Below are 21,547 nucleotides of genomic sequence, written 5' to 3' on the forward strand. Positions count from 1 at the left end.
ATTCCTATTAATTAAGCTGTTTTTTATATTTAGAGAGTAAGTTTAAAACTATAATAGAAAAAAGTTAGAATTTATGATATATATATTTAAGAAAGATAAAAGCATAAGAAACTAAAGTTTAGGAGAAGTATTTATGAAAAAGATAGAAATTTTAGCTCCGGCAGGGAGCATGGAAAGTCTTGTTGCAGCAATGAATAAAGGTGCAGATGCAGTTTATTTAGGTGGGAATAAATTTTCAGCCAGAGCATATGCATCTAACTTTGATAATGATAATATGATAAAAGCTGTTGATTATGTACATAGCTATGGAGCTAAGGTTTATGTAACATTAAATACTATATTGAAGGAAAATGAACTAGAAGAAGCTGTTAGATATGTAGGTTTTTTATATGAAATAGGAGTAGATGCAATAATACTTCAGGACTTAGGGTTATTTAAAAGAATAAAGGAAGATTATCCAGGTTTTGAAATACATGCATCTACACAAATGACAATACATAATGGAGAAGGTGCGCTATTTTTTAAAGAAAGAGGTTTTCATAGGATAGTTTTATCTAGAGAATTATCTGTAGATGAAGTTAAATATATTTCTAAAGATTTAGGAATAGAAACAGAAATATTTGTTCATGGTGCATTATGTATATCATACTCTGGACAATGTCTTATGAGCTCTATGATAGGTGGTAGAAGTGGAAATAGAGGTAGATGTGCACAACCTTGCAGAATGGAATATACATTAAAGGGAAATACAGCTGGAGAAAGAAAGGCGTATCTTCTAAGTCCTAAGGATACATGTACAATAGAAGATATTAAAGATATTATAGATTCAGGAACATATTCATTAAAAATAGAAGGAAGAATGAAAAGACCAGAATATGTTGCAGGAGTAGTAGAAAATTATAAAAATGCAGTAGAAAAAGAATTATATGATACTGAATATAATGTTAGTAAGGGAAAAAGAGAGTTACTTCAACTATTTAATAGAGGAGGATTTTCTAAAGCTTATTTACATAAAAATGTTGGCAGGGATATGATGAGCTTTAAGCATCCAAGAAATACTGGAGTACCTCTAGGTAGAATAGAAAAAAATGGAGAAATAGTTTTAAAAGAAGATATTGCATTAGGTGATGGATTTAGATTTAGGGAAAGTGGCTTTTCAATAAATAAAATTATTGCTAATGGAAAAGAAGTAAAAGAAGCCAAAAGAGGAGAAAAAGTTAAAATATTTCCAACTGCTTATAAGGTAGGCGATGAGATATTTAAATCATTAGATAAAAAGCTATTTGATTCTTTGGAGGATTCTATAAAACCATATAATAGAAAGATTTCATTAAAGGCTGAGGTTACTTTTAAGGTTTCAGAACCATTAAAGATGAGAATAGAATATAATAATAAGAATTATGAATTCTTAGGTGAAGTTATTGAAAAGGCAGAAAAGAGACCTTTAGAAAAAGATAGAGTTATAGAAGCTTTAAGTAAATCAGGGGAGTGTACTTTTAAAATAGATGAAGTTAACTTTGAATCTTTTGAAGAGGGATTTATAAGAGTTAGTGATTTAAATAACTTCAGAAGAGAAGCTTTAGAAGGAATTCAAAAATCTATTACGAAATCATTTAGAAGAAAAAGACCACAAAAATTAGAAAAAATTAATAATATTAAAAGTAATGACATCAATTTAGAGATAGTATATCAATGTATTACTAGAGAACAACTTGATACCTTAATAGAAGAAGGAATTAAGGATATAATAGTTGATGTGTTTAATAGAGATAAGGATGCTATAAAGGTTAAAGATCTAATAGAAGTATCTCAAAATAAAAATCTAAACATATATTTAAAAGTTCCAAATATAATTAAAAGTGAATTTAATAATGTAATAAATATAATAGAAAAGGTAAAAGAATATATTAAAGGTATAGTGACTGTTAATGTTGGAGTAATTCGTAAATATCAAAATGAAATGATGATAATAGGTGATTATAAACTGAATATAATAAATTCAGAAGCTTTAAAGTTTTATCAAAATGAAATCAATATTCCTACATTAAGTTTAGAGCTTAATAGAAAAGAAATTAAACATATGTTAAAGGAAAATAAGGGGAATGTACAAGGAATAATATATGGTAAAACTGAGCTTATGATAAGTGAATATTGTCCTATTGGAAGTACTTTTGGTGAAAAGTCATCTTGCAGCGACTGTAATCTGGCATGTACAAGGGATGAGTTTACACTAATAGATAGAATGAATGAAAAGTTTAGAGTAATGACTGATATTTTTTGTAGAAGCTATATTTTAAATCCTCATCCATTGAATCTTATTGAAGAAAAAGAGGATTTAAAAAATCTTGGAGTAAATTCTTTTAGAGTTGAATTTAGGGATGAAAGTTCGAATGAAGTAAAAAAGGTACTTAGAATGATAAGAGGAGAAGAAAAAGTCAATACTAATAATTATACAAAAGGTCATTATAGAAGAGGGATAGAATAGAGGCGAAGATATGAGTATTACAGTACTTAAATATTTACTTTTAGGAGTAGTTTTATTAAATTTGCTGGTTATATTAGGAAGTAGAAAATTTAAAAAGAATATTGAAATAGTAAATACAACTCTTGAATATAGAAGAGAATTTAGTAAACTATTAAAAGATCTTTGGAAAAATCAAATTATAATGATTGCTATAGGAGTAACATTATTTTTATTAGCTATATTGATTAGAGAAAATGATAATAAGATTGCAATTAATACATTTGCAGTTATAAGTAATTTATATGTGCTAATTTCAGCATTCTTAGCTACATATAACTATAATAATTTTAATAGAGGAATAGTTAATTTATTAAATAAAATTAAAGGCTAGGGTAATGAAGAGGAGATATTATGGAAGAAAGAACTCTTAGAGTATTAGAATTTAATAAAATAAAAGAAAAATTAAAAGAATATGCAGTAACACATGGAGGGAAAAATCTTATAGATAATCTTATACCTTATGATACTGTATTTGAAGTTAAAAATAAGCTTAAAGAAAGTAATGAAGCACTAGATTTATTAATAACAAAAGGAAATCCTCCATTTGAAGGATTATTTGATGTTAGAGAAGGAGTAGAAAGAGCTAAAAAGGGAGGGGTATTATCAGCAGGACAGCTATTAAGAATTGGTGGTATGCTTAAATGTTCAAGAAGATTTAAGGAATATATAGCTAGAAGAGAAGATGAAGTTCCTCATATAATTTTAGAAGATTTGGCATATATATTAACCCCTATAAAAAATCTTGAAGAAATTATAGAAATGTCTATAATTTCTGAAGAGGAAATAAGTGATAAAGCAAGTAGTACATTAAATGGAATAAGAAGAAGTTTAAAAGAAAAGAATTCTTCTGTAAGAGATAAAATAAATTCAATTGTAAGAGCAAATGCAAAGTACCTTCAAGATGCTTTATATACAATGAGAGGAGATAGGTATGTTTTACCTGTAAAAGCTGAATATAAGGGAGCAGTTCCAGGTCTTGTACATGATCAAAGTTCAACTGGAGCAACATTATTTATTGAGCCTATGAGCCTTGTAAATTTAAATAATGAAATAAAGGAACTTAAATTAAAAGAAAAAGCAGAAATAGAAAGAATATTAATGGATTTATCTAATAAGGTTTATGAAAACATTGAAACTGTAGAATCTAATTATAAAATTCTTACAGAATTAGATTTTATATTTGCAAAAGGGAAATATGCGTCTAGTTTAAATGCCATTTGCCCAGAAGTTAATGAAGATAGAAGCTTTGACATAATTCAAGGAAGACATCCATTAATTGACCCTAAGATAGTTGTGCCTTCTGATATTTATTTAGGTAAAGAATTTAATACTTTAATGATTACTGGACCTAATACTGGAGGTAAAACTGTAACATTAAAGACTGTTGGATTACTGCATTTAATGGGCCTTAGTGGGCTTTTAATTCCAGCAAAAGATGCTTCAAGTATAAGCTTTTTCACAAAGATATTTGCAGATATAGGAGATGAGCAAAGTATAGAACAATCATTATCTACTTTTTCATCTCATATGACAAATATAGTAAAAATAATGAAAGAAGCAGATGATAGCTCATTAGTTTTATTTGATGAATTAGGATCAGGAACTGATCCTGTTGAAGGAGCAGCACTAGCAATAGCTATAATAGATACATTGAGAGATCAAGGATCTAGATTAATAGCAACAACACACTATAGCGAATTAAAAGGATACGCTTTAAGAACTCCTGGAATTGAAAATGCATCTGTTGAATTTGACGTTGAAACATTAAGACCTACATATAGGCTTTTAATAGGTGTTCCTGGAAAATCAAATGCATTTGAAATTTCAAAGAGATTAGGACTTCAAGATGATGTAATAAATAAAGCTAAAAGTAATATTTCATCAGAAAACCTTCAATTTGAAGATTTAATAAGGGATCTTCAAGAAAAAAGTATTTTAGCTAATAGAGATGCAAGAGAAGCTAAAAGAATAAAAACAGAAGCGGAAGAACTTAAAAAGAAGTACGATGAAAAGTTTAAAAAATTAGAGGAAGTTAGAGATAAAGCTTATAATGAAGCAAGAAGAGAAGCAAAGGATATTATAGCAAAAGCAAAAGATGAAGCAGATGAAATCTTAAAGGCAATGAGAGAACTTGAGAAACTCGGAATTTCTCAAGGTGGTAGAGCTAGATTAGAAGAAGAAAGAAAAAAACTTAAAGATAGTTTAGAAAAGAAAGAAGAATCATTATATAAAACAAGAGAAAATACAGGAGAAGTCATTGAAAAAGTAATTTTAGGAATGGATGCATATTTACCTTCTTTAAATCAAAATGTAATAATTATTTCAATGCCTGATTCAAGGGGAGAAGTTCAAGTAGAAGCAGGTATAATGAAGATAAATGTTAAGTTGAAAGATTTAAGAAAAGTTAATAATGCACCAACTAAAAAAGAAAAGAAGAAAAGAGAGCTTAAGTTAAACTTAAAATCAGTAGAAAATAGAGTCGATTTAAGAGGGATGGATGCAGAAGAAGCTTGTTACAAAGCAGATAAATATTTAGATGAAGCATATATGGCTAATTTAGGAGAGGTAACAATAGTTCATGGAAAAGGAACAGGAGTTTTAAGAAAAGCTATAAATGACATGTTAAAAAGACATCCTCATGTTAAAAGCTATAGATTAGGCGAATATGGTGAAGGTGGAGATGGAGTAACAATAGCAATTCTTAAATAAAATAATAATTAAAATACTATTAAGATAAGAAAAGACTCGTGTTTTAGAGTCTTTTTTTATGCTATAATTATATAGGAAAAGAGGTGTATATATGTATCTTATAAGCAGTTGTTTATGTGGGATTAATTGTAAGTATAATGGCGGTAATAACGTAAATAGTAAGTGCTTGGATCTTTTTAAAGAAGGTAAAGCCATATTGATATGTCCTGAACAACTCGGAGGACTTCCTACACCTAGAACTCCTGCAGAAATTCAAGGAGATTCAGAAGGAATTTTAAATGGTAATCATAAAATTATAACTAAAGAAGGTTTAGATGTTACCAAAGAGTTTTTAAAGGGAGCATATGAAACTTTACATATAGCAAAATTAAGTAATATAAATAAGGCCATTTTAAAGGAAGGAAGTCCATCATGCGGAGTTAATTATGTTTATGATGGGAATTTTAATGGAACGAAAATAAAGGGAAAAGGTTTGACAGCTACTATTTTAAAAAAAAATGGAATAGATGTTATAAGTGATATTGATTTGGAAGGAGAATAATTATGGGGATACTAGACATTTTTAAAAGAGCAAAAAGAAAAGAATTTGAAGATGATTATGATGAAGAATATGAAGAATATGAAGAATATGAAGAATATATAGATGATTCAAAGGATAATAATTATGAAATAGAAATTAATTATAAAGAAGAAATAGATTTGAAAGAAGAAAAAAATTCTATTCAAAATTTTGAAGAAATAAATTTAAAAGAACAGGTTAAACTATCAAAAGAAGAAATAGATAGTTTAATTAGCAGTGAAATTTTGAAGGTAATTGAACTATATGATGATTTTAATCAAGTTAGGGTAGCAGCAAGAGAAGCAGCAAATAATATAGGTAGAGAATATTTAAGTGAATTACCAAATTACTTAAATGGAAAAATACATAAGCCAAGTAGGTTTATAGATAAGTACGATGAAATAGGAGAGTGGTCTATAGTTGTTGAAAATTCAGTATTAATGATAATTTATAGCTACAAGGAAGAAGCAGTTCCTATTTTAGAAAGAGTTTCTCAAAGGAATTCAAATTTAAATTTAAAGGCTACAAATTTATTATGCAAGTTAGCTAGTGAAAATGTAAAAACAGATGAGATAATTAATTCAATTATGAATAATTTAATTGCTTTTAATGATGAAAATAAAATTATTATTTTAGGATTTATGTCTCAGATCAAGGAAAATAATCAAGTAATTGGATTAATACAACATTTTTATAAGAGCTTCGTAAAAAATGGAGAAATAAGAAATGCTTATAGAACATTAAAACATTTAATAAATGCTGCAGAAAGATTTACTAAAGGACATTTAAAATTTCTAAAAGCAATAGCTATGGGAAATAATACAATAAATTTAGAAGAAATTATGATGATAGAAGAAGATGATCCAAGAACTATTTCAATTGATAAGATTGATGATTCTTTAAGGATTGATGCAGCAATAACTTATTTTACATTAGATAATAATGATGCTGATATAAATAGCAAACTATATTATTTAAGTGAATATTCCTTAGATAAAAATTTGAGAGAAAAAATTAAGAGTTTGTTAAATGAGTAATTATCTTATAAAAATATAAATTATATTTTTATTTTATGTATGCTTATGAATGCTGAAAAGTAATGGAGGATAAATTTTGAAAAATAATAAAACAAGTAGAAAAAGGAAAATGTTAAAACGAAGAATTACTTCATTAACTATTTTTGGAGTTATAATTGGAATTTTTTTATATACACCTATTAAATTTAAACACTTTAGTTTATTGAATTCAGAAACAGAAGCGAATGAAAAGTTTACTCTTCAAATGGGAGCTTTAAATGACTTTAAAGCTATTAAAGATAGTTTTAACAATATATATACTACAGATGAAAACTTAAATGAAGTTAATACATTCATAGAAAATATTGAAAAGAATATGTCTAAAGGAATAACTGAAGAGTTAGAAAGTTTAATTTCAAATCTAAAATCAAAAATAAATGAATTAAGTGCTTCTAATCAAATAGAACTTGAAAATATGTTTAATGATATAAATGGGGACAACCTAAAGGGTTTTTCAGAAGAAGAAATGAATAAGGTTAATGAAATTATTGATGAATATAATCAATTATTTAGTGAAAAAAAATATAAACAAGCTAAAGAAACATTAAATTCATTAATTAATTATATAAACGAAACTAAAAAGATTGCTAATGAAAGACGAATAAAGGAAACATATGAAGAAAAGTCAAGTGAAGATGCAAGTTTAAGAGAGGCCAAATATATAAATGGAGTTTTAATTGTTAACAAAGAATTTGGACTACCAGATAGTTTTGCACCAGGAGAAAGTGCAGAAGCAAGGCAAGCATTTGAGAATATGAAAGCAGATGCGGCTAACGAAGGTATTTATTTAAATGCATTTTCAACTTATAGAAGTTATTGGAGTCAAGATAGATTATATTGGAACTATGTATCTAATTATGGTCAGGATCCTACAGACACATTTTCTGCTAAACCTGGATTTAGCGAGCACCAAACAGGACTAGCTTTCGATATTGGTGGTGTTGATAGATCGCTTTGGGCAGAAGAGGACTTTAAATATACAGATGAAGCAAAATGGTTAAAAGATAATAGTTATAAATATGGATTTATTTTAAGATATCCTGAAGGTAAGGAATGGAAAACGGGATATATGTATGAGTCATGGCACTTTAGATATATTGGAGTTGATCATAGTAAAAATTTTAAAGATAATGATTTGACTTTAGAAGAATATTTAGGATTGTAATAAAAAAGGTAATTTGATTTTATCAAATTACCTTTTTTGTTATTTACGAAATTTATAAAAATGTTTTTAATTTTGTTATAAATAAATAAGGTTTTTGTAAGTTTTATTTATTTACAATTTTAATATTTTCTACAGTTAAATCTTCAGTTCCCTGAACATATAAATTAGCTCTTTTTAAATCATGAACATAATCTACAACTTCTTGAGTTATTTCTTCTCCAGGACAAAGTACTGGAATTCCGGGAGGATAAGCAAGTAAAAATTCACCGGAAATTTTACCTATGCTTTCAGTTAAAGGAATTGAAATTTTATCGCTATAAAAAGCTTCTCTTGGATTAAGAACTTTTATTGGTATTGAAGGAATGTCTAAGAAATCTTGAACTGGTTTATTTTTACCATAATACTCATTAGATATTTCTTTAAGTGCAGCAAGTAATCTATCCATACCTTCTTTAGTATCTCCAAATGAACCAACAGCTAAAACGTTATAAAAGTCAGATAACTCCATTTGAATATGATATTTATCTGAAAGAATCATATCAAGTTCAAATCCTGTTATTCCAAGTTCTCTAGAAGAAATAGTAAGCTTTGTAGGATCAAATGAATACGAACCAGGCTTGCCTAAAACTTCCTCACCAAAGCAATAGAATCCAGGGATTTTATTTATCTCATCTCTAGTGTACTTGCAAAGTTCTATTGTTTTTTCAAGTAACTCTTTTCCTTCTAATGCAATTTGTCTTCTAGCACAATCTAAAGAGGCCATTAGTATGTATGAAGGAGAAGTTGTCTGCATTAAATTTAAAATTTGTTGAACTCTTTTAGGATCTACATATTTGCTTTTAACATGCAATAAAGAACCTTGAGTAAGTGATCCTATTATTTTATGTGTACTTTGAGCACAAATATCAGCACCAGCTTCTAATGCTGACATAGGTAATTTTTCTGAAAATGCTAAATGAGGACCGTGGGCTTCATCAACTATTAATGGAATATCATAACTATGAACTATATCAGCAATGTTTTTTATGTCTGTAGCTACACCATAATAAGTAGGGTTTATAATTAACACAGCTTTAGCATCTGGATTTTCTTTAAGTGTTTTTTCAATAGTTTCAGGAGTTACACCATGAGCAATCCCTAATTTTTTGTCAATTTCAGGTTCCATAAATACTGGAACAGCACCACTTAAAATAATACCAGAAGTAACTGATTTATGTACATTTCTAGGAACAATTATCTTATCACCATCATTTACTACTGCAAGTATCATAGCTTGTATAGCACCTGATGTACCATGAATTGAGAAAAATGAAGCATGTGATTTATAAGCATCTGCTACTAATTCTTGAGCCTTTTTTATAGGACCAGTAGGATGATGTAAGCTGTCAACTAGTTTAAATACCGTAACATCTATTTTAAATGGATTTTCACCTATAAAATCCTTAAACTCTTTATCTATACCTACTCCTTTCTTGTGTCCAGGAACATGGAATGGTAGTGTTTCTCTATTTACATACTCCTTAAGGGCATCAAAAAGAGGAGTTTCGTTTTGATTTAATTTATACAATTTAGAACACCTTCTCTCTTATAACTATTATTGGTTATCCAATAAGTTTTATACAAACAATAATATTATATTTTATTAGTTTAAACTATGCAATAAAATACTCAATTTAATTAAAAGAAATATGTAAATTAGTGAAGTTTGAATAAAAAATAGTATTTCTGACAACAATATTTGAAGAGAAGATGAATAATAGGAGGAATTATCTGTGAATAATTTAAACTTAAATAAGAGAGATGCAAACATACCTAATAATGCCAAGAAGGTGAGAAAAGCTGGAAAGGTTCCAGGAATATTATATGGCAAGAATTTAAATGATTTTATGTTTGAGGTTGGAGAATTAGAATTATGTAGAGAAATTTCTAAAAACGGAGAGCACGGGGTATTGGATGTTGATTTAAATGGAAGTGCTCACAAAGCTTTAATTAAAGATGTTCAAAGAGATCCAGTATCACACAAAATAATTCACTTAGATTTAGAAGAATTAGAACAAAATCAAAAAATAGTATCTTCTGTACCAATTCATTATGTAGGAGAAAATCATTTAAGCAAAAGAGGGATGGTGCTACAAAAAGAAAAAGATAGTATAAGAATAGAATGTACACCTAATACACTACCAAAACATGTAGATATAAATATTAATGGAAGTAATGATGGTTATGTTTATAGAGTAGGAGATTTAGAAATAGCATCTGAACTTTCAATAATCGATGATTTAAATACTGTAATTGCTTCAGTAAGCTATGAAAGAAAAACTGTAAGTGATGATATGGAAGAAATAGAAGCAGAAAATAGTAAAAAACAATAAAAATAATTTCGAAAAATGTAAAGATATACAATGTTTTGTCTCTTTACATTTTTTTATTCCCTAATTAAATTCTTTAGTGTATAATATTACCTGATTATTAGTTTATTAGTTTCAGGAGGGGTAGCATGGTATACAGAGAAAAATATAATGATTGGTTAGAATCAAAAATAGTAGATGAAAAGATTAAAGATGAATTAAGAGCGATAGTGGACGAAAAGGAAATTGAAGATAGATTTTATAAAGATCTTGAGTTTGGTACAGGTGGACTTAGAGGTGTAATTGGTGCTGGAAGCAATAGAATGAACATATATACTGTTTCTAAAGCAACTCAAGGATTTGCAAATTATTTAAATGGTAGATTTGAAAATCCTTCAGTTGCAATAGCATATGACTCAAGAAACATGTCAAAGGAGTTTTCAAAAGCTGCAGCTTTAACTCTTTGTGCAAACAATATTAAAGTATATTTATATGAAAGCTTAAGACCAACACCAATGCTTTCTTTTGCAGTAAGACATTTAGATTGTACAGGTGGAATTGTAGTTACAGCTTCACATAATCCAAAAGAATACAATGGATATAAGGTCTATGATGAATTTGGTGGTCAAGTTACTGATGAAAAGGCTAACATAATAATTAATGAAGTAAACAAAATAAATAACTTTGCTGAAATAAATACAATAAATGAAGAAGAAGCTTTAGAAAAAGGTTTATTAAAATATATTGGTGAAGAAGTAGATAAGGCTTATATTGAAGCAATTAAGAGTTTAACTATTAGAAAGAATTTAGTAAAAGAAAATGCTAGCGATTTAAAGCTAATATACACTCCAATACATGGTTCAGGAAATATGCCTGTAAGAAGAGTACTTAATGAGCTTGGATATACTGGAGTGTCAGTAGTTAAAGAACAAGAAATGCCAGATGGAAACTTCCCAACAGCATCATATCCAAATCCAGAGGAGCCTGCAGTATTTAAACTAGCATTAGAAATGGCTAAAACAGAAAATCCAGATGTTATTTTTGCAACAGATCCAGATGCGGATAGAATAGGGGTTGTTGTAAAAGATAGCGAAGGTGAATACAAAGTATTAACTGGAAATCAAACAGGATTATTATTAACTCAATATATATTAGATGCTTTAAAAGAAGAAGAGAGACTGCCTGAAAATGGTGTTATCATTAAAACTATAGTAACTACAGATGGAGCTAAGAAAATTGCTGAGGCTTATAATATTGAGCTTATGGAAGTGTTAACAGGCTTTAAATATATAGGCGAAAAAATGCAAGGATTCGAAGTAAATAAAGACAAAACTTATTTATTTGGATTTGAAGAAAGTTATGGATATTTAGCAGGAGATTTTGCTAGAGATAAAGATGCTGTAGTAGCTGCTATGTTAATTTCAGAAATGACTTTATACTATAAAGAACAAGGAAAGAGTTTATACGATGGATTAGTAGAATTATACGAAAAGTATGGATTCTTTAAAGAAACTCTAGTATCTTTTGAGTTAAAAGGTAAAGAAGGTAGCGAAAAGATAGCTAAGTGCATTGATTCATTAAGAAATGAAAAACTTGTTGAAGTTAATGGAGTAAAAGTAGCTACTAAATACGATTATAAACTAAGTGTTGAAGAAAATATGGTTAATGGAGAAAAGAAAGAAATTAATCTTCCAAAATCAAATGTTTTAAAATTTGTTTTAGATAATGGAGCATGGTTTGTAGTTAGACCTTCAGGAACAGAGCCAAAGATGAAAGCTTATGTTGCTGTTAAAGGAAATAGCTTAAAGGATTCAGAAGAATTATTAGAAAGCTTTAAAAATGAAGTTGTTGCTTTAGTAAATAGCAAATTAGACTAAGAACTATATAGTGATAATAAGGTAAGTTATTGTTAAAATAACTTACCTTATTTAATATTTTAAAGTGTAATAGATAAAGAGTAATAATAAATACTAACTTTAAATATAAAGTATAAAAAGAATGAATACTTAATATTAAACATTTTATTTAGGTGGATATATATAAGTTGATTAATTTAGTATGAAAGTAAGTAAACTTATATATATCCACTTTCTTATTTGAAAGCTAGTAAAATATATAGTATTATTTATAATAAAGTAATTTTTAAGGAGGTATCTGTATTGGATTATAATGCAGCATTTAAAGAAAAATTAGGTAAATTATTATTTTTAGAAATGGATAAGGAAGGGTTTAAAAAAAGTGTAAATATTCCTAGTTATGTAGATTTTAAAAATAAAGATTTATATTTACCTATTTCTCCAGAATACATAACATCAAATGTTAATGATGAAATTAAGTTGAAAAATTTACCTATATATTATTTTGTCGAGGGAATGTTTTTGGCAATGGGTGCCGATGAAAATTTAAGATTTAATGATGATTATGAAACAATATTAACGTACATTAAAGATACAGAAAGTTGTATAAAAAGCATAATTTCTAAAAAAATAAATGATGATAAATTGATAGATGCTTACTTACTTTTAAAAGGTTTCTATAGATATTCAAAAGATATTGATGTCATGAAAAAGGTTTTATTAGTTGGTGAAAATTTAAGAGAAAAGGATAATGCTTTTAAAAATATAATATTGCAAGATATTGAATATTGCGAAGAAAACTCATTGAAAATTCCTGAAGCATATCTTTATAAAACCTTGATATTAAAAGATGATGGAGATTTTAAAGGATCAAAAGTTGCTATCAATGAATATTTAAATAATGGTGGTAAGAAAACAGAAGAGGTAAATATATTAATTGATGATATTACTAATATTTCAAATTATGAAGTCGCAATAGAACATTTAAAGGACGATCCAGTTAAAACAGTAAAATTATTACTTGAATTATTAGAGAAATTTGAAAATAATCCATTGGTTTATTATTATTTAGGGGTTGCCTATAGAAAACTTGAAAATTATGAAAAAGCTATTTATTATTTAAATGAAAGCTTAGCAAGAGAAAGTGGAATATATGAAGTAGTTGTTGAACTTGGAATAAACTATGCGTGTATAAATGATTTTGAAAGTGCAATTAAATACTTTAAAAAGGCTTTTGAAGTTACAAAAGAAGTAGAAATTTGCACAAATATTGTTATGTGCTATATGAATTTAAATAATTTAGAAGAAGCTAAATTACATCTTGATATAGCTAAAAAGTTAGATCCAGAAGATGAAATTGTAAAAGACTTGGAGAAGATATTAAATAAATAGTGAAATAGTTAACAGAAAAAGTTAAGGAGAAAATCCTTACAGGATTTTTTAATAATAGGTGATTTTCACTTATATTTTAAGTTTTGCGTAGTAAAAGTATCCTTAACTTTTCACTCTTTTATTATTAACTTTTCATTAATAAATTGCTTTGCATTTTATAACTTTAGTAAATTAGATAAATATGGTATTATATTTATGAATAATTTTATATATGTATCATTAAGGAGAAAAGATGAAAGATAATAATTTTATTAATGTATTAGGATATAAAGTATATAAAAATAAATTATCAGATGCATTAAGATATATTGATAAATATGAAAAGATTCATATTATATCTGGAAATCCAGAAGTATTATATAATGGTCTTCATAACAAGAAATTATTAGAAAATTTTAAAAGTGATAAAGCATTTATAATACCTGATGGTGTAGGTCTGCAAATAGCAGCTAAATATTTAAAAACTCCTGTTGAGGAAAAAATAGCAGGGATAGATTTAATGAAAGAAATAATTAAAAAGTGTTCAAAGGAGAATAAAGGGATATATTTATTAGGAACAAGTGATGAAAATCTTAATGCTTGTGTTGCAAACTTAATTGCTAAGTATCCTAAAGTTAATATTGTAGGATATAGAAATGGTTTTTTTGATTTAAATAAAGCAGATGAAATATTAAATGAAATAAAAGAAAAAAATCCATACGCAATTTTTGTTGCAATGGGTTGCCCAAGACAAGAAGAGTTTATAGCAAAATATATGGAAAAATTGCCGTGTAAAATCTTTATGGGAGTTGGCGGAAGCTTTGATGTTATTGCAGAAAAAGTCAATAGAGCTCCTAAATGGATGATAAAACTTGGTTTGGAATGGTTATATAGAGTTTCTAAGGAACCATGGAGAATAAAGAGGCTTGGTAGTATTCCTAAATTTTTATTACTCGTTGCTAAAAACAAAAAGGTGAAGTATGAGTAAGAATAGGATTTTTAAAGCAACTTTTATAGTAATGGCTATGACTATATTAAGTAGAATAATAGGTTTTGGTAGAGATATGTTAGCAGCATATCACTTTGGAGTAGAAGGTTCCTATGATATATATGTTGCTTCAGTTGCAATACCTGAGTCAGTATTTATGATAGTTGGTCTTGCAATATCAACTACCTTTATACCAATGTTAAGTGAAATTAAACATAATCAAAGTAAAGACGAGATGTTTAAATTTTCAAATAATGTTGTTACTATTTTAAGTATATTATCAATATTTGTAATTATCTTAGGATTAATTTTTACAAAGGAAATAGTTAATGTTTTTGTACCTAAGTTTACTAAAGAGCAGATTGAATTAACTATATTTTTGACTAGAATAACATTAATAAATATAGTTTTATTATGTGTTAACGCTTGTTTTGCTTCAATGCTACAAGTATGTGAGGATTTTATTGTTCCGTCATTGTTAGGATTATTCTTTAATTTTCCAATAATAGTATATTTAGCTTTTTTCGGAGAAGTAAGTATTGTTGGTTTAACTATTGCAAATGTATTAGGAAATTTATTAAGGGTATTAGTTCAAATTCCTTCATTATACAAACAAGGATATGAATTTAAGTTATATATCGATTTGAAAGATGAAAAACTTAGAAATATGATGACTTTAATACTTCCAGTTATAGTTGGTGCTGGAGCAAACTCAATTAATATGCTAGTAGATAAAAGCTTGGCATCAGGATTAACTACAGGTGCAATGGCTTCATTAGAGTATTCTCAAAGGATAGTCACATTTGCCAATACAGCAATAACAACATCAATAGTATCAGTAGTTTACCCTTTAATGGCAAACAGGTTGAATTCTGGAGATAATGATGGATTTATAAAATATTTAACTAAATCAATTATAATAATATGCTTATTTTTAGTTCCTATAACTTTTGGAATGTTATTTTTAAGTAAAGAAATAGTTGCAGTATTTTATGAAAGAGGAAAATTTGATTCAAGTGCTGTTATTTTAACTTCTATGGCACTACTTGGATATTCTTTGCAACTACCTTTTGCAGGTATAAGAGATATTTTAAATTCTTCATTATTTTCAATGAAAAAAACAAAACTTACTACAATTAATGGACTGATAGGTGTTATTATAAATATAATTTTAAGTATAATTTTATCTAAATACATAGGGGTGCTAGGTATAGCTACAGCTACATCGACTTCATCTTTAATAATAGCTTTGTTATTATTAAATTCAACTAGGAAGCTAGTTGGCGGCTTTAATGTAAAAGAAGTTATTATAAAGATTAGTAAGGTTATACTAAGTTCATCATTAATGATTTTAATTCTTTATTTTATAAATAATATATTAGGTATAGAAAGTTCTTTTACCATTATTTTAATCGATGGAAGTATTGGAGCAATATTATTTATGATTATGTGTAAAATTCTAAAAATAGAAGAATTTGATGAGGCTTTAAATATGATAAAGGGAAAATTTAAAAGGGAGGTTTAAACTAGTAAAATGAAAATATTATTTATTGCATGTTACTCACCATTAATTAACAACTCAGCATCAATTGAAACTCTTCAATATTTAAATAATTTAGCCAAAATTGAAGATAATACTATTCATTTATTAACAGTTAACTTTCCTTCAAATTCAATTTATTATGATGAACATATATTTAATATGTTAGATAAGAAAATTAAATTACATATAATTTCAGGTGGAAAGTTATTTGAAGCAATAATGCCGAGAAAAGCTCAAGAAACAGCAGTTGTTACTACTAGTTTAGGTAAGGCTAAAGTTAAAGGTGCTTTAAAAAAGATGAAAAAGATACTTGCAGTGCCAGATATGTATTTATATTGGGCTTTTAAGGCTAGTAAATATGGAATTGAACTTATGAAAAAGGAAAAGTTTGATGTTATGTTTTCTATGCATGAACCTCCATCTAGTCATATATGCGCATATAAAATTAAGAAAAAATTTCCTGGCCTTAAATGGATAACGTATTGGAGTGATCCTTGGCTTAAGGATTCTACAAGAGAAGGATCAAATTTAATAAGAAGAAACTTTGAAAAAAGTTACGAAAAAAATGTAATTTCTTTAGCTGATAAATATATTTTTGTTACAAATGCTAATAGGGATGATTATATAGAAACATATAATATAAAAAGAGAAGATACTTATATTATAACAAGAGGCTATGATGAAAAAATATATTCAGATATAAAAGAAAATGAAAATCCAAAATTAATAGATAAGAATAAAATAAATATAGTTTATACTGGAGAAATCTTTTCAAAGCTTAGAAATATTAGACCATTTATTAATGTTATGCATAAACTTAAGCTGGAAAATAATAAGTTATATGAAAGTTTAAATATCCTTTTCTTTGGAAATATAGATGATGAAAATATAAAAAATGAATTATCTAGTATAAGTAATGTGAAAGTATCAAATAGAATTCCTTATAGAGAAGCATTATCATATATGGTTAATGCTGATATATTATTACTTTTTGGCAATAAAAATTCAAAGCAAATACCAGCTAAAATATATGATTACTTTGGTTGTAATGGATATATTATAGTTATATTAGGTGATGAAAATGACCCTGTAATTGATGTAGTAAACAATTTAGATAAGTGCAGTATAGCATTAAATAATGAGCAAGACATCTATAAGTGTATTTGTAATTTATCACAAAATATTTTAAGTGGAAGTAAATCAAACCAAATTAAAGAATATGAATGGGAAAATATATCTAAAAGATTAAATTCTATTTTAAAGGGGGAGTAGTTATGCACGTTATGTTTATACCATCCTGGTATCATAATAAAAGAAACCCCGTGCATGGAAGCTTTTTTAAAGAACAAGCGTTAGCACTTCAAGGGCGTGGAATAAAAATTACTATTGCTTATAACGAAATTTGGCCATTAACATTAGCTTTTAAGGTAAAAGAAAAAATGGGATTAAGTTATGATGTTGAAGAAGGCTTAAAAACATATAGATATAAAAATTTCAATTACCTTCCTAAAAATCCTCTGATGTTTAAAGTATTTAATAGGAGATTAGAAAAGTTATATAAGGAAATAGTAAAAAAAGAAGGTAAAGTAGATTTAATACATTGTCAATCTTCATTTTGGGCAGGGATAAGTGCGAATTATATTTCCCAAAAGTATAATATACCATTAATAATTACTGAGCATTCTTCTTTAGAAAAAGCAGTGTATATAAAAGAAAGTTACAAACCTTTAATAAAAGAATCTTATTTGGAAGCGGATCAATTAATAGCTGTTGGTAATGGATTAAAGAAAGAAATATCAAAATTTTGTGGAAGAAAAGATATAAAGGTTATACATAACCTAATACCTATAGAGAATTTCTATTTAAGTAAAAATAAAAATAGTAATTTCACTTTCTTTTCATTAGCATTTTTAGAAGGTGAAAAAGGTATGGATACTCTTATAAGGTCATATGCTAAATACTTCAAAGGGACTGACTCTAAGCTTTTAATAGGTGGTGATGGAAGTCAAAAGGAGTTTTTAATTAAGCTCTGCGAGGATTTAAAAGTAAAAAATCAAGTGGAGTTTTTGGGAGCCTTATCTAGAAAAGAAGTTTCACATTATATGAGTAAATGTGATTCGTTTGTTTTAGCATCAAAATATGAAACATTTGGAGTTGTTTATATTGAAGCCTTAGCATCAGGAAAAGCTATAATAGGAACTTATAATGGTGGAGCTGAGGATATTATAAATTCTAAAAATGGATTAATTGTTAAAGTTGACGATGTTGATGAATTAGGAAATGCAATGAAATATATAATGAAAAATATTAATTCCTATAATGCAGAAGATATAAGAAAAGATTGTATATCAAAATTTTCTAAAGAAAAAATAACAAATGAAATACTAGAGATTTATGATTTAGTATTAGAAAAGAGAGGTTAATTATGTTGTTTAAAGATTATAATATAGATAAATTTATATTAGAATTATCTTCAGATGCGCCTTCTCCAGGAGGTGGAAGTACTGCTGCATTAGTTGCAGCTTTATCTAGTAGTTTAAATTCTATGGTTTATTCATTAACAATAGGCAAAAAGGTTTTTGAAAAACTAAGTGATAATGAAAAAAATAAGATGATTAAACTGCAAGAAGAAGCTAAAGAGTTTACTAAAAAAGCCCAAAATTTCATGGAACAAGATAGAAATGATTTTTTAAGTTTAATGGATAGCTATAAATTATCTAAAGATAATGAAAAAGAGATTATAATAAGGAAAGCGAAAATTAAAGAAAACACCATTAAAGCAATGGAGACACCACTATTATTAGCAGAAGAGTGTATTAAGTTTTATGATAATATTGAATTTGCAATTAAATATGGTAATAAAAACTTGATTTCTGATGCTGGTGTTGCAACTGTTTTATTACATTCAGCAATAGAAAGTTCAATAATTAATGTAAAAGTTAATTTAAATTTCTTAAGAGAAGAAAAAATTTGTGAGGAAATAGAAAATAAATGTAAGAATATACTTAATGCTTCTTATATTAAAAAGTCTAACTTAATGAATGAAGTCGAAAATATGATATACCCTAAAAAAATATAGTCTCAAAAGAGACTATATTTTTTTAGGGTAATTCATTTAGAGATTTAAATTCATATCCTTGAGCTTTAAGTTCTTGAATTACAGTTTTTAATATTTTGGTATTTGTATCAGATACTGCGTGTAATAACATTATAGAACCTGGATGAGCTCCATTTACTATCTTTTTTACTGCAGCAGATTCTTCAGGCTGATTATCAACAAGCCAATCTTTATAAGCAAAACTCCAAAAAATTGTTTTATATCCTAAATCTTGAGTTTTCTTTAAAGAATTTTTAGAATACTTTCCCATCGGAGGTCTAAAGAATTTTGGCATGTCTTGTGAAGTTAATGTTTTAAATTCTTCTTCTACATCAGTGAATTCTTTTTTGAATTTTTCATTATCTAAAATACTAGCCATAGATGGATGATGCGAAGTATGGTTACAAACTAAATGTCCTTCATCTACCATCCTTTTAACTATTTCAGGTTGCTCCTTTATGTAAGGCTTAACTACAAAAAATGCAGCAGGAACTTGTTCATCTTTTAAAATATCTAAGATTTTAGGAGTATTGCCATTTTCATAGCCTTCATCAAAAGTTAAATATAGTACTTTTGAATTTGTATCACCTACATAATAGGCTCCAAAGTCGTTGAAAAAGTCAGCAGACTCTTTAGGCGGTTCTGGGGTTTTACCTTTTTCTCTGTTTACAAAATACCAATTTAGCTCTAAATCATCAGAGGCTAGAGCATTAACAGGTATAAAAGATGAAGTAAAGATAATAATTAAAGATAGTATAAAAGTAGCAAAAATATTTATTTTTTTCATTAGTTCACCACCTTTGTATAAATAATATCTATTTCTATAAGTTGTCTATAAAAATAGAATTTTTAATTGCAACTTATATAAATTTATTTTTATCTAAAATAAATCTTTTACACATAGAAATACAATGTATAAATGCTATTAATTACCGTTCATATATCTTTAGTTAATAAACTACATAATTAGCATTATTTCAGAAGGTAGAATTTTGAGAAAAAATAATATTTTACGAAAAAAATGAGATAATGAAAGCTTTTTTACAATTTATATAATACTAATCAATATTCGTTTTTATTAAATTCTAAATTTATATTAAAACTTATATATATTGAAATAATTAATATTGTAGAGTATAATTTTAAGGATATGATTTAAGAGAAGAAAGGAATGTACATAGATGAATTTAGGAATAGTTGGTTTACCAAACGTAGGTAAAAGTACTTTATTTAATGCAATTACAAAAGCTGGAGCAGAGTCAGCAAACTATCCTTTTTGTACTATAGAGCCCAATGTTGGAGTAGTTAGTGTACCAGATAAAAGATTAGATGTTTTAGAAAAAATGTATAATACTAAAAAGAAGGTTTATACTGCAGTTGAATTTTATGATATAGCAGGACTTGTAAAAGGTGCTTCTAAAGGTGAAGGATTAGGAAATAAATTTTTATCCCATATAAGAGAGGTTTCTGCAATAGTTCATGTTGTAAGATGTTTTGACGATGGAAATGTTGTACACGTTGAAGGGTCAGTTGATCCAATAAGAGATATAGAAACTATAAACTTAGAACTTATATTTGCTGATTTAGAAGTTTTAGAAAGAAGAATGGAAAGATCAATTAAACAAGTTAGATCTGGAGATAAAAAGGCTAAGGAAGAATATGCTTTAATGGAAAAAGTTAAGGCTCATTTAGAGAAAAACTTACCTATAAGAACATTAGAAGTAACAGAAGAGGAAGAAGAATTAATAAAAGGATTATTCTTAATAACTTCAAAGCCAGTTCTTTATGCATGCAATATATCAGAAGATGATATGATGGAAGGTAACACAAATAATGAGTATGTTCAAAAAGTAAGAGCACATGCAGAAAGTGAAAATTCAGAAGTTGTTGTTGTTTGTGCAAAACTAGAAGAAGAACTATCAGGATTAGAAGAAGAAGAAAAACAAGAAATGTTAAGTGAATATGGCTTAACAGAATCAGGATTAGATAAACTTATAAGAGCTAGTTATAAATTATTAGGTTTAATAAGTTATTTAACAGCAGGAGTTCAAGAAGTAAGAGCTTGGACTATAAAAGAAGGAACAAAAGCACCACAAGCAGCTGGTAAGATACATTCAGATATAGAAAGAGGATTTATTAGAGCAGAAATAGTATCATATAATGATTTAGTAGAATGTGGTTCAGAAGCAGCAGCTAAGGAAAAGGGACTTTACAGATTAGAAGGTAAAGAATATGTTATGAAAGATGGAGATGTAGTAAACTTTAGATTTAATGTATAGCTACTTCTTAAAAAGGCTGATTTTGTATCAGC

The 21,547-nt window shown here is 27.2% G+C and carries 17 protein-coding genes; 15 read left to right on the top strand and 2 right to left on the bottom strand.

The window, feature by feature from the left end; translation table 11 throughout:
• Positions 1 to 133 precede the first annotated feature (133 nt).
• The 6 genes from I2A75_RS08395 to I2A75_RS08420 all read left to right on the top strand — a co-directional run bounded on the left by I2A75_RS08395 (position 134) and on the right by I2A75_RS08420 (position 8,033).
• Positions 134 to 2,485: a U32 family peptidase gene (locus tag I2A75_RS08395; protein ID WP_195264024.1), complete on the top strand. Its 2,352-nt coding sequence runs from the start codon at positions 134 to 136 to the stop codon at positions 2,483 to 2,485.
• A 10-nt stretch (positions 2,486 to 2,495) separates the two neighbouring features.
• Positions 2,496 to 2,855 (top strand): hypothetical protein, encoded by a 360-nt coding sequence (locus I2A75_RS08400; protein WP_195264025.1) that lies wholly within the window; start codon positions 2,496 to 2,498, stop codon positions 2,853 to 2,855.
• Between the two features lie 20 nt (positions 2,856 to 2,875).
• Complete coding sequence (locus I2A75_RS08405; RefSeq protein ID WP_195264026.1) at positions 2,876 to 5,233, top strand: endonuclease MutS2; 2,358 nt, start codon at positions 2,876 to 2,878, stop codon at positions 5,231 to 5,233.
• A 91-nt stretch (positions 5,234 to 5,324) separates the two neighbouring features.
• Positions 5,325 to 5,774, top strand: a complete 450-nt coding sequence (locus I2A75_RS08410; protein ID WP_195264027.1) for a DUF523 domain-containing protein — start codon at positions 5,325 to 5,327, stop codon at positions 5,772 to 5,774.
• A 2-nt stretch (positions 5,775 to 5,776) separates the two neighbouring features.
• Positions 5,777 to 6,829, top strand: a complete 1,053-nt coding sequence (locus I2A75_RS08415) for a hypothetical protein (RefSeq protein WP_195264028.1) — start codon at positions 5,777 to 5,779, stop codon at positions 6,827 to 6,829.
• 76 nt (positions 6,830 to 6,905) lie between these two features.
• On the top strand, positions 6,906 to 8,033 hold the full coding sequence (locus tag I2A75_RS08420; protein WP_195264029.1) for a M15 family metallopeptidase: 1,128 nt from the start codon (positions 6,906 to 6,908) through the stop codon (positions 8,031 to 8,033).
• A gap of 103 nt (positions 8,034 to 8,136) precedes the next feature.
• Here I2A75_RS08420 and I2A75_RS08425 read toward each other — a convergent pair whose 3' ends face one another.
• Complete coding sequence (locus I2A75_RS08425; RefSeq protein WP_195264030.1) at positions 8,137 to 9,600, bottom strand: aminotransferase class I/II-fold pyridoxal phosphate-dependent enzyme; 1,464 nt, start codon at positions 9,598 to 9,600, stop codon at positions 8,137 to 8,139.
• 205 nt (positions 9,601 to 9,805) lie between these two features.
• Here I2A75_RS08425 and I2A75_RS08430 point away from each other — a divergent pair, with 205 nt between their 5' ends.
• The 8 genes from I2A75_RS08430 (at position 9,806) to I2A75_RS08465 (ending at position 19,218) form a co-directional block, all read left to right on the top strand.
• The gene (locus I2A75_RS08430; RefSeq protein ID WP_195264031.1) at positions 9,806 to 10,405 is read left to right on the top strand and encodes a 50S ribosomal protein L25; all 600 of its coding nucleotides are present in this window, start codon (positions 9,806 to 9,808) and stop codon (positions 10,403 to 10,405) included.
• A gap of 125 nt (positions 10,406 to 10,530) precedes the next feature.
• Entirely contained in the window at positions 10,531 to 12,258 is a 1,728-nt protein-coding gene (locus tag I2A75_RS08435) for a phospho-sugar mutase (protein WP_195264032.1), read from the top strand.
• Between the two features lie 336 nt (positions 12,259 to 12,594).
• Positions 12,595 to 13,629, top strand: coding sequence for a tetratricopeptide repeat protein (locus tag I2A75_RS08440; protein WP_195264111.1), 1,035 nt, complete (start codon positions 12,595 to 12,597; stop codon positions 13,627 to 13,629).
• 232 nt (positions 13,630 to 13,861) lie between these two features.
• Positions 13,862 to 14,596: a WecB/TagA/CpsF family glycosyltransferase gene (locus tag I2A75_RS08445; RefSeq protein ID WP_195264033.1), complete on the top strand. Its 735-nt coding sequence runs from the start codon at positions 13,862 to 13,864 to the stop codon at positions 14,594 to 14,596.
• The gene (murJ, locus tag I2A75_RS08450) at positions 14,589 to 16,121 is read left to right on the top strand and encodes a murein biosynthesis integral membrane protein MurJ (RefSeq protein ID WP_195264034.1); all 1,533 of its coding nucleotides are present in this window, start codon (positions 14,589 to 14,591) and stop codon (positions 16,119 to 16,121) included. Before I2A75_RS08445 ends, murJ begins: the two co-directional genes overlap by 8 nt.
• A 9-nt stretch (positions 16,122 to 16,130) precedes the next feature.
• On the top strand, positions 16,131 to 17,411 hold the full coding sequence (locus I2A75_RS08455) for a glycosyltransferase (protein WP_195264035.1): 1,281 nt from the start codon (positions 16,131 to 16,133) through the stop codon (positions 17,409 to 17,411).
• Between the two features lie 2 nt (positions 17,412 to 17,413).
• Positions 17,414 to 18,562, top strand: coding sequence for a glycosyltransferase (locus I2A75_RS08460; RefSeq protein ID WP_195264036.1), 1,149 nt, complete (start codon positions 17,414 to 17,416; stop codon positions 18,560 to 18,562).
• A gap of 2 nt (positions 18,563 to 18,564) precedes the next feature.
• Complete coding sequence (locus I2A75_RS08465; RefSeq protein ID WP_195264037.1) at positions 18,565 to 19,218, top strand: cyclodeaminase/cyclohydrolase family protein; 654 nt, start codon at positions 18,565 to 18,567, stop codon at positions 19,216 to 19,218.
• 22 nt (positions 19,219 to 19,240) lie between these two features.
• On the opposite strand, the gene pdaA is transcribed toward I2A75_RS08465, so the two are convergent.
• Positions 19,241 to 20,023 (bottom strand): delta-lactam-biosynthetic de-N-acetylase, encoded by a 783-nt coding sequence (gene pdaA, locus I2A75_RS08470; RefSeq protein WP_195264038.1) that lies wholly within the window; start codon positions 20,021 to 20,023, stop codon positions 19,241 to 19,243.
• A gap of 394 nt (positions 20,024 to 20,417) precedes the next feature.
• On the opposite strand from pdaA, the gene ychF reads away from it, so the two are divergent.
• Positions 20,418 to 21,515, top strand: coding sequence for a redox-regulated ATPase YchF (gene ychF / locus I2A75_RS08475; RefSeq protein ID WP_195264039.1), 1,098 nt, complete (start codon positions 20,418 to 20,420; stop codon positions 21,513 to 21,515).
• The last annotated feature ends 32 nt before the right edge of the window (positions 21,516 to 21,547 follow it).

Origin of the sequence: Clostridium sp. 1001275B_160808_H3 (genome assembly GCF_015550425.1) — a bacterium.
GTDB lineage: Bacteria > Bacillota > Clostridia > Clostridiales > Clostridiaceae > Clostridium.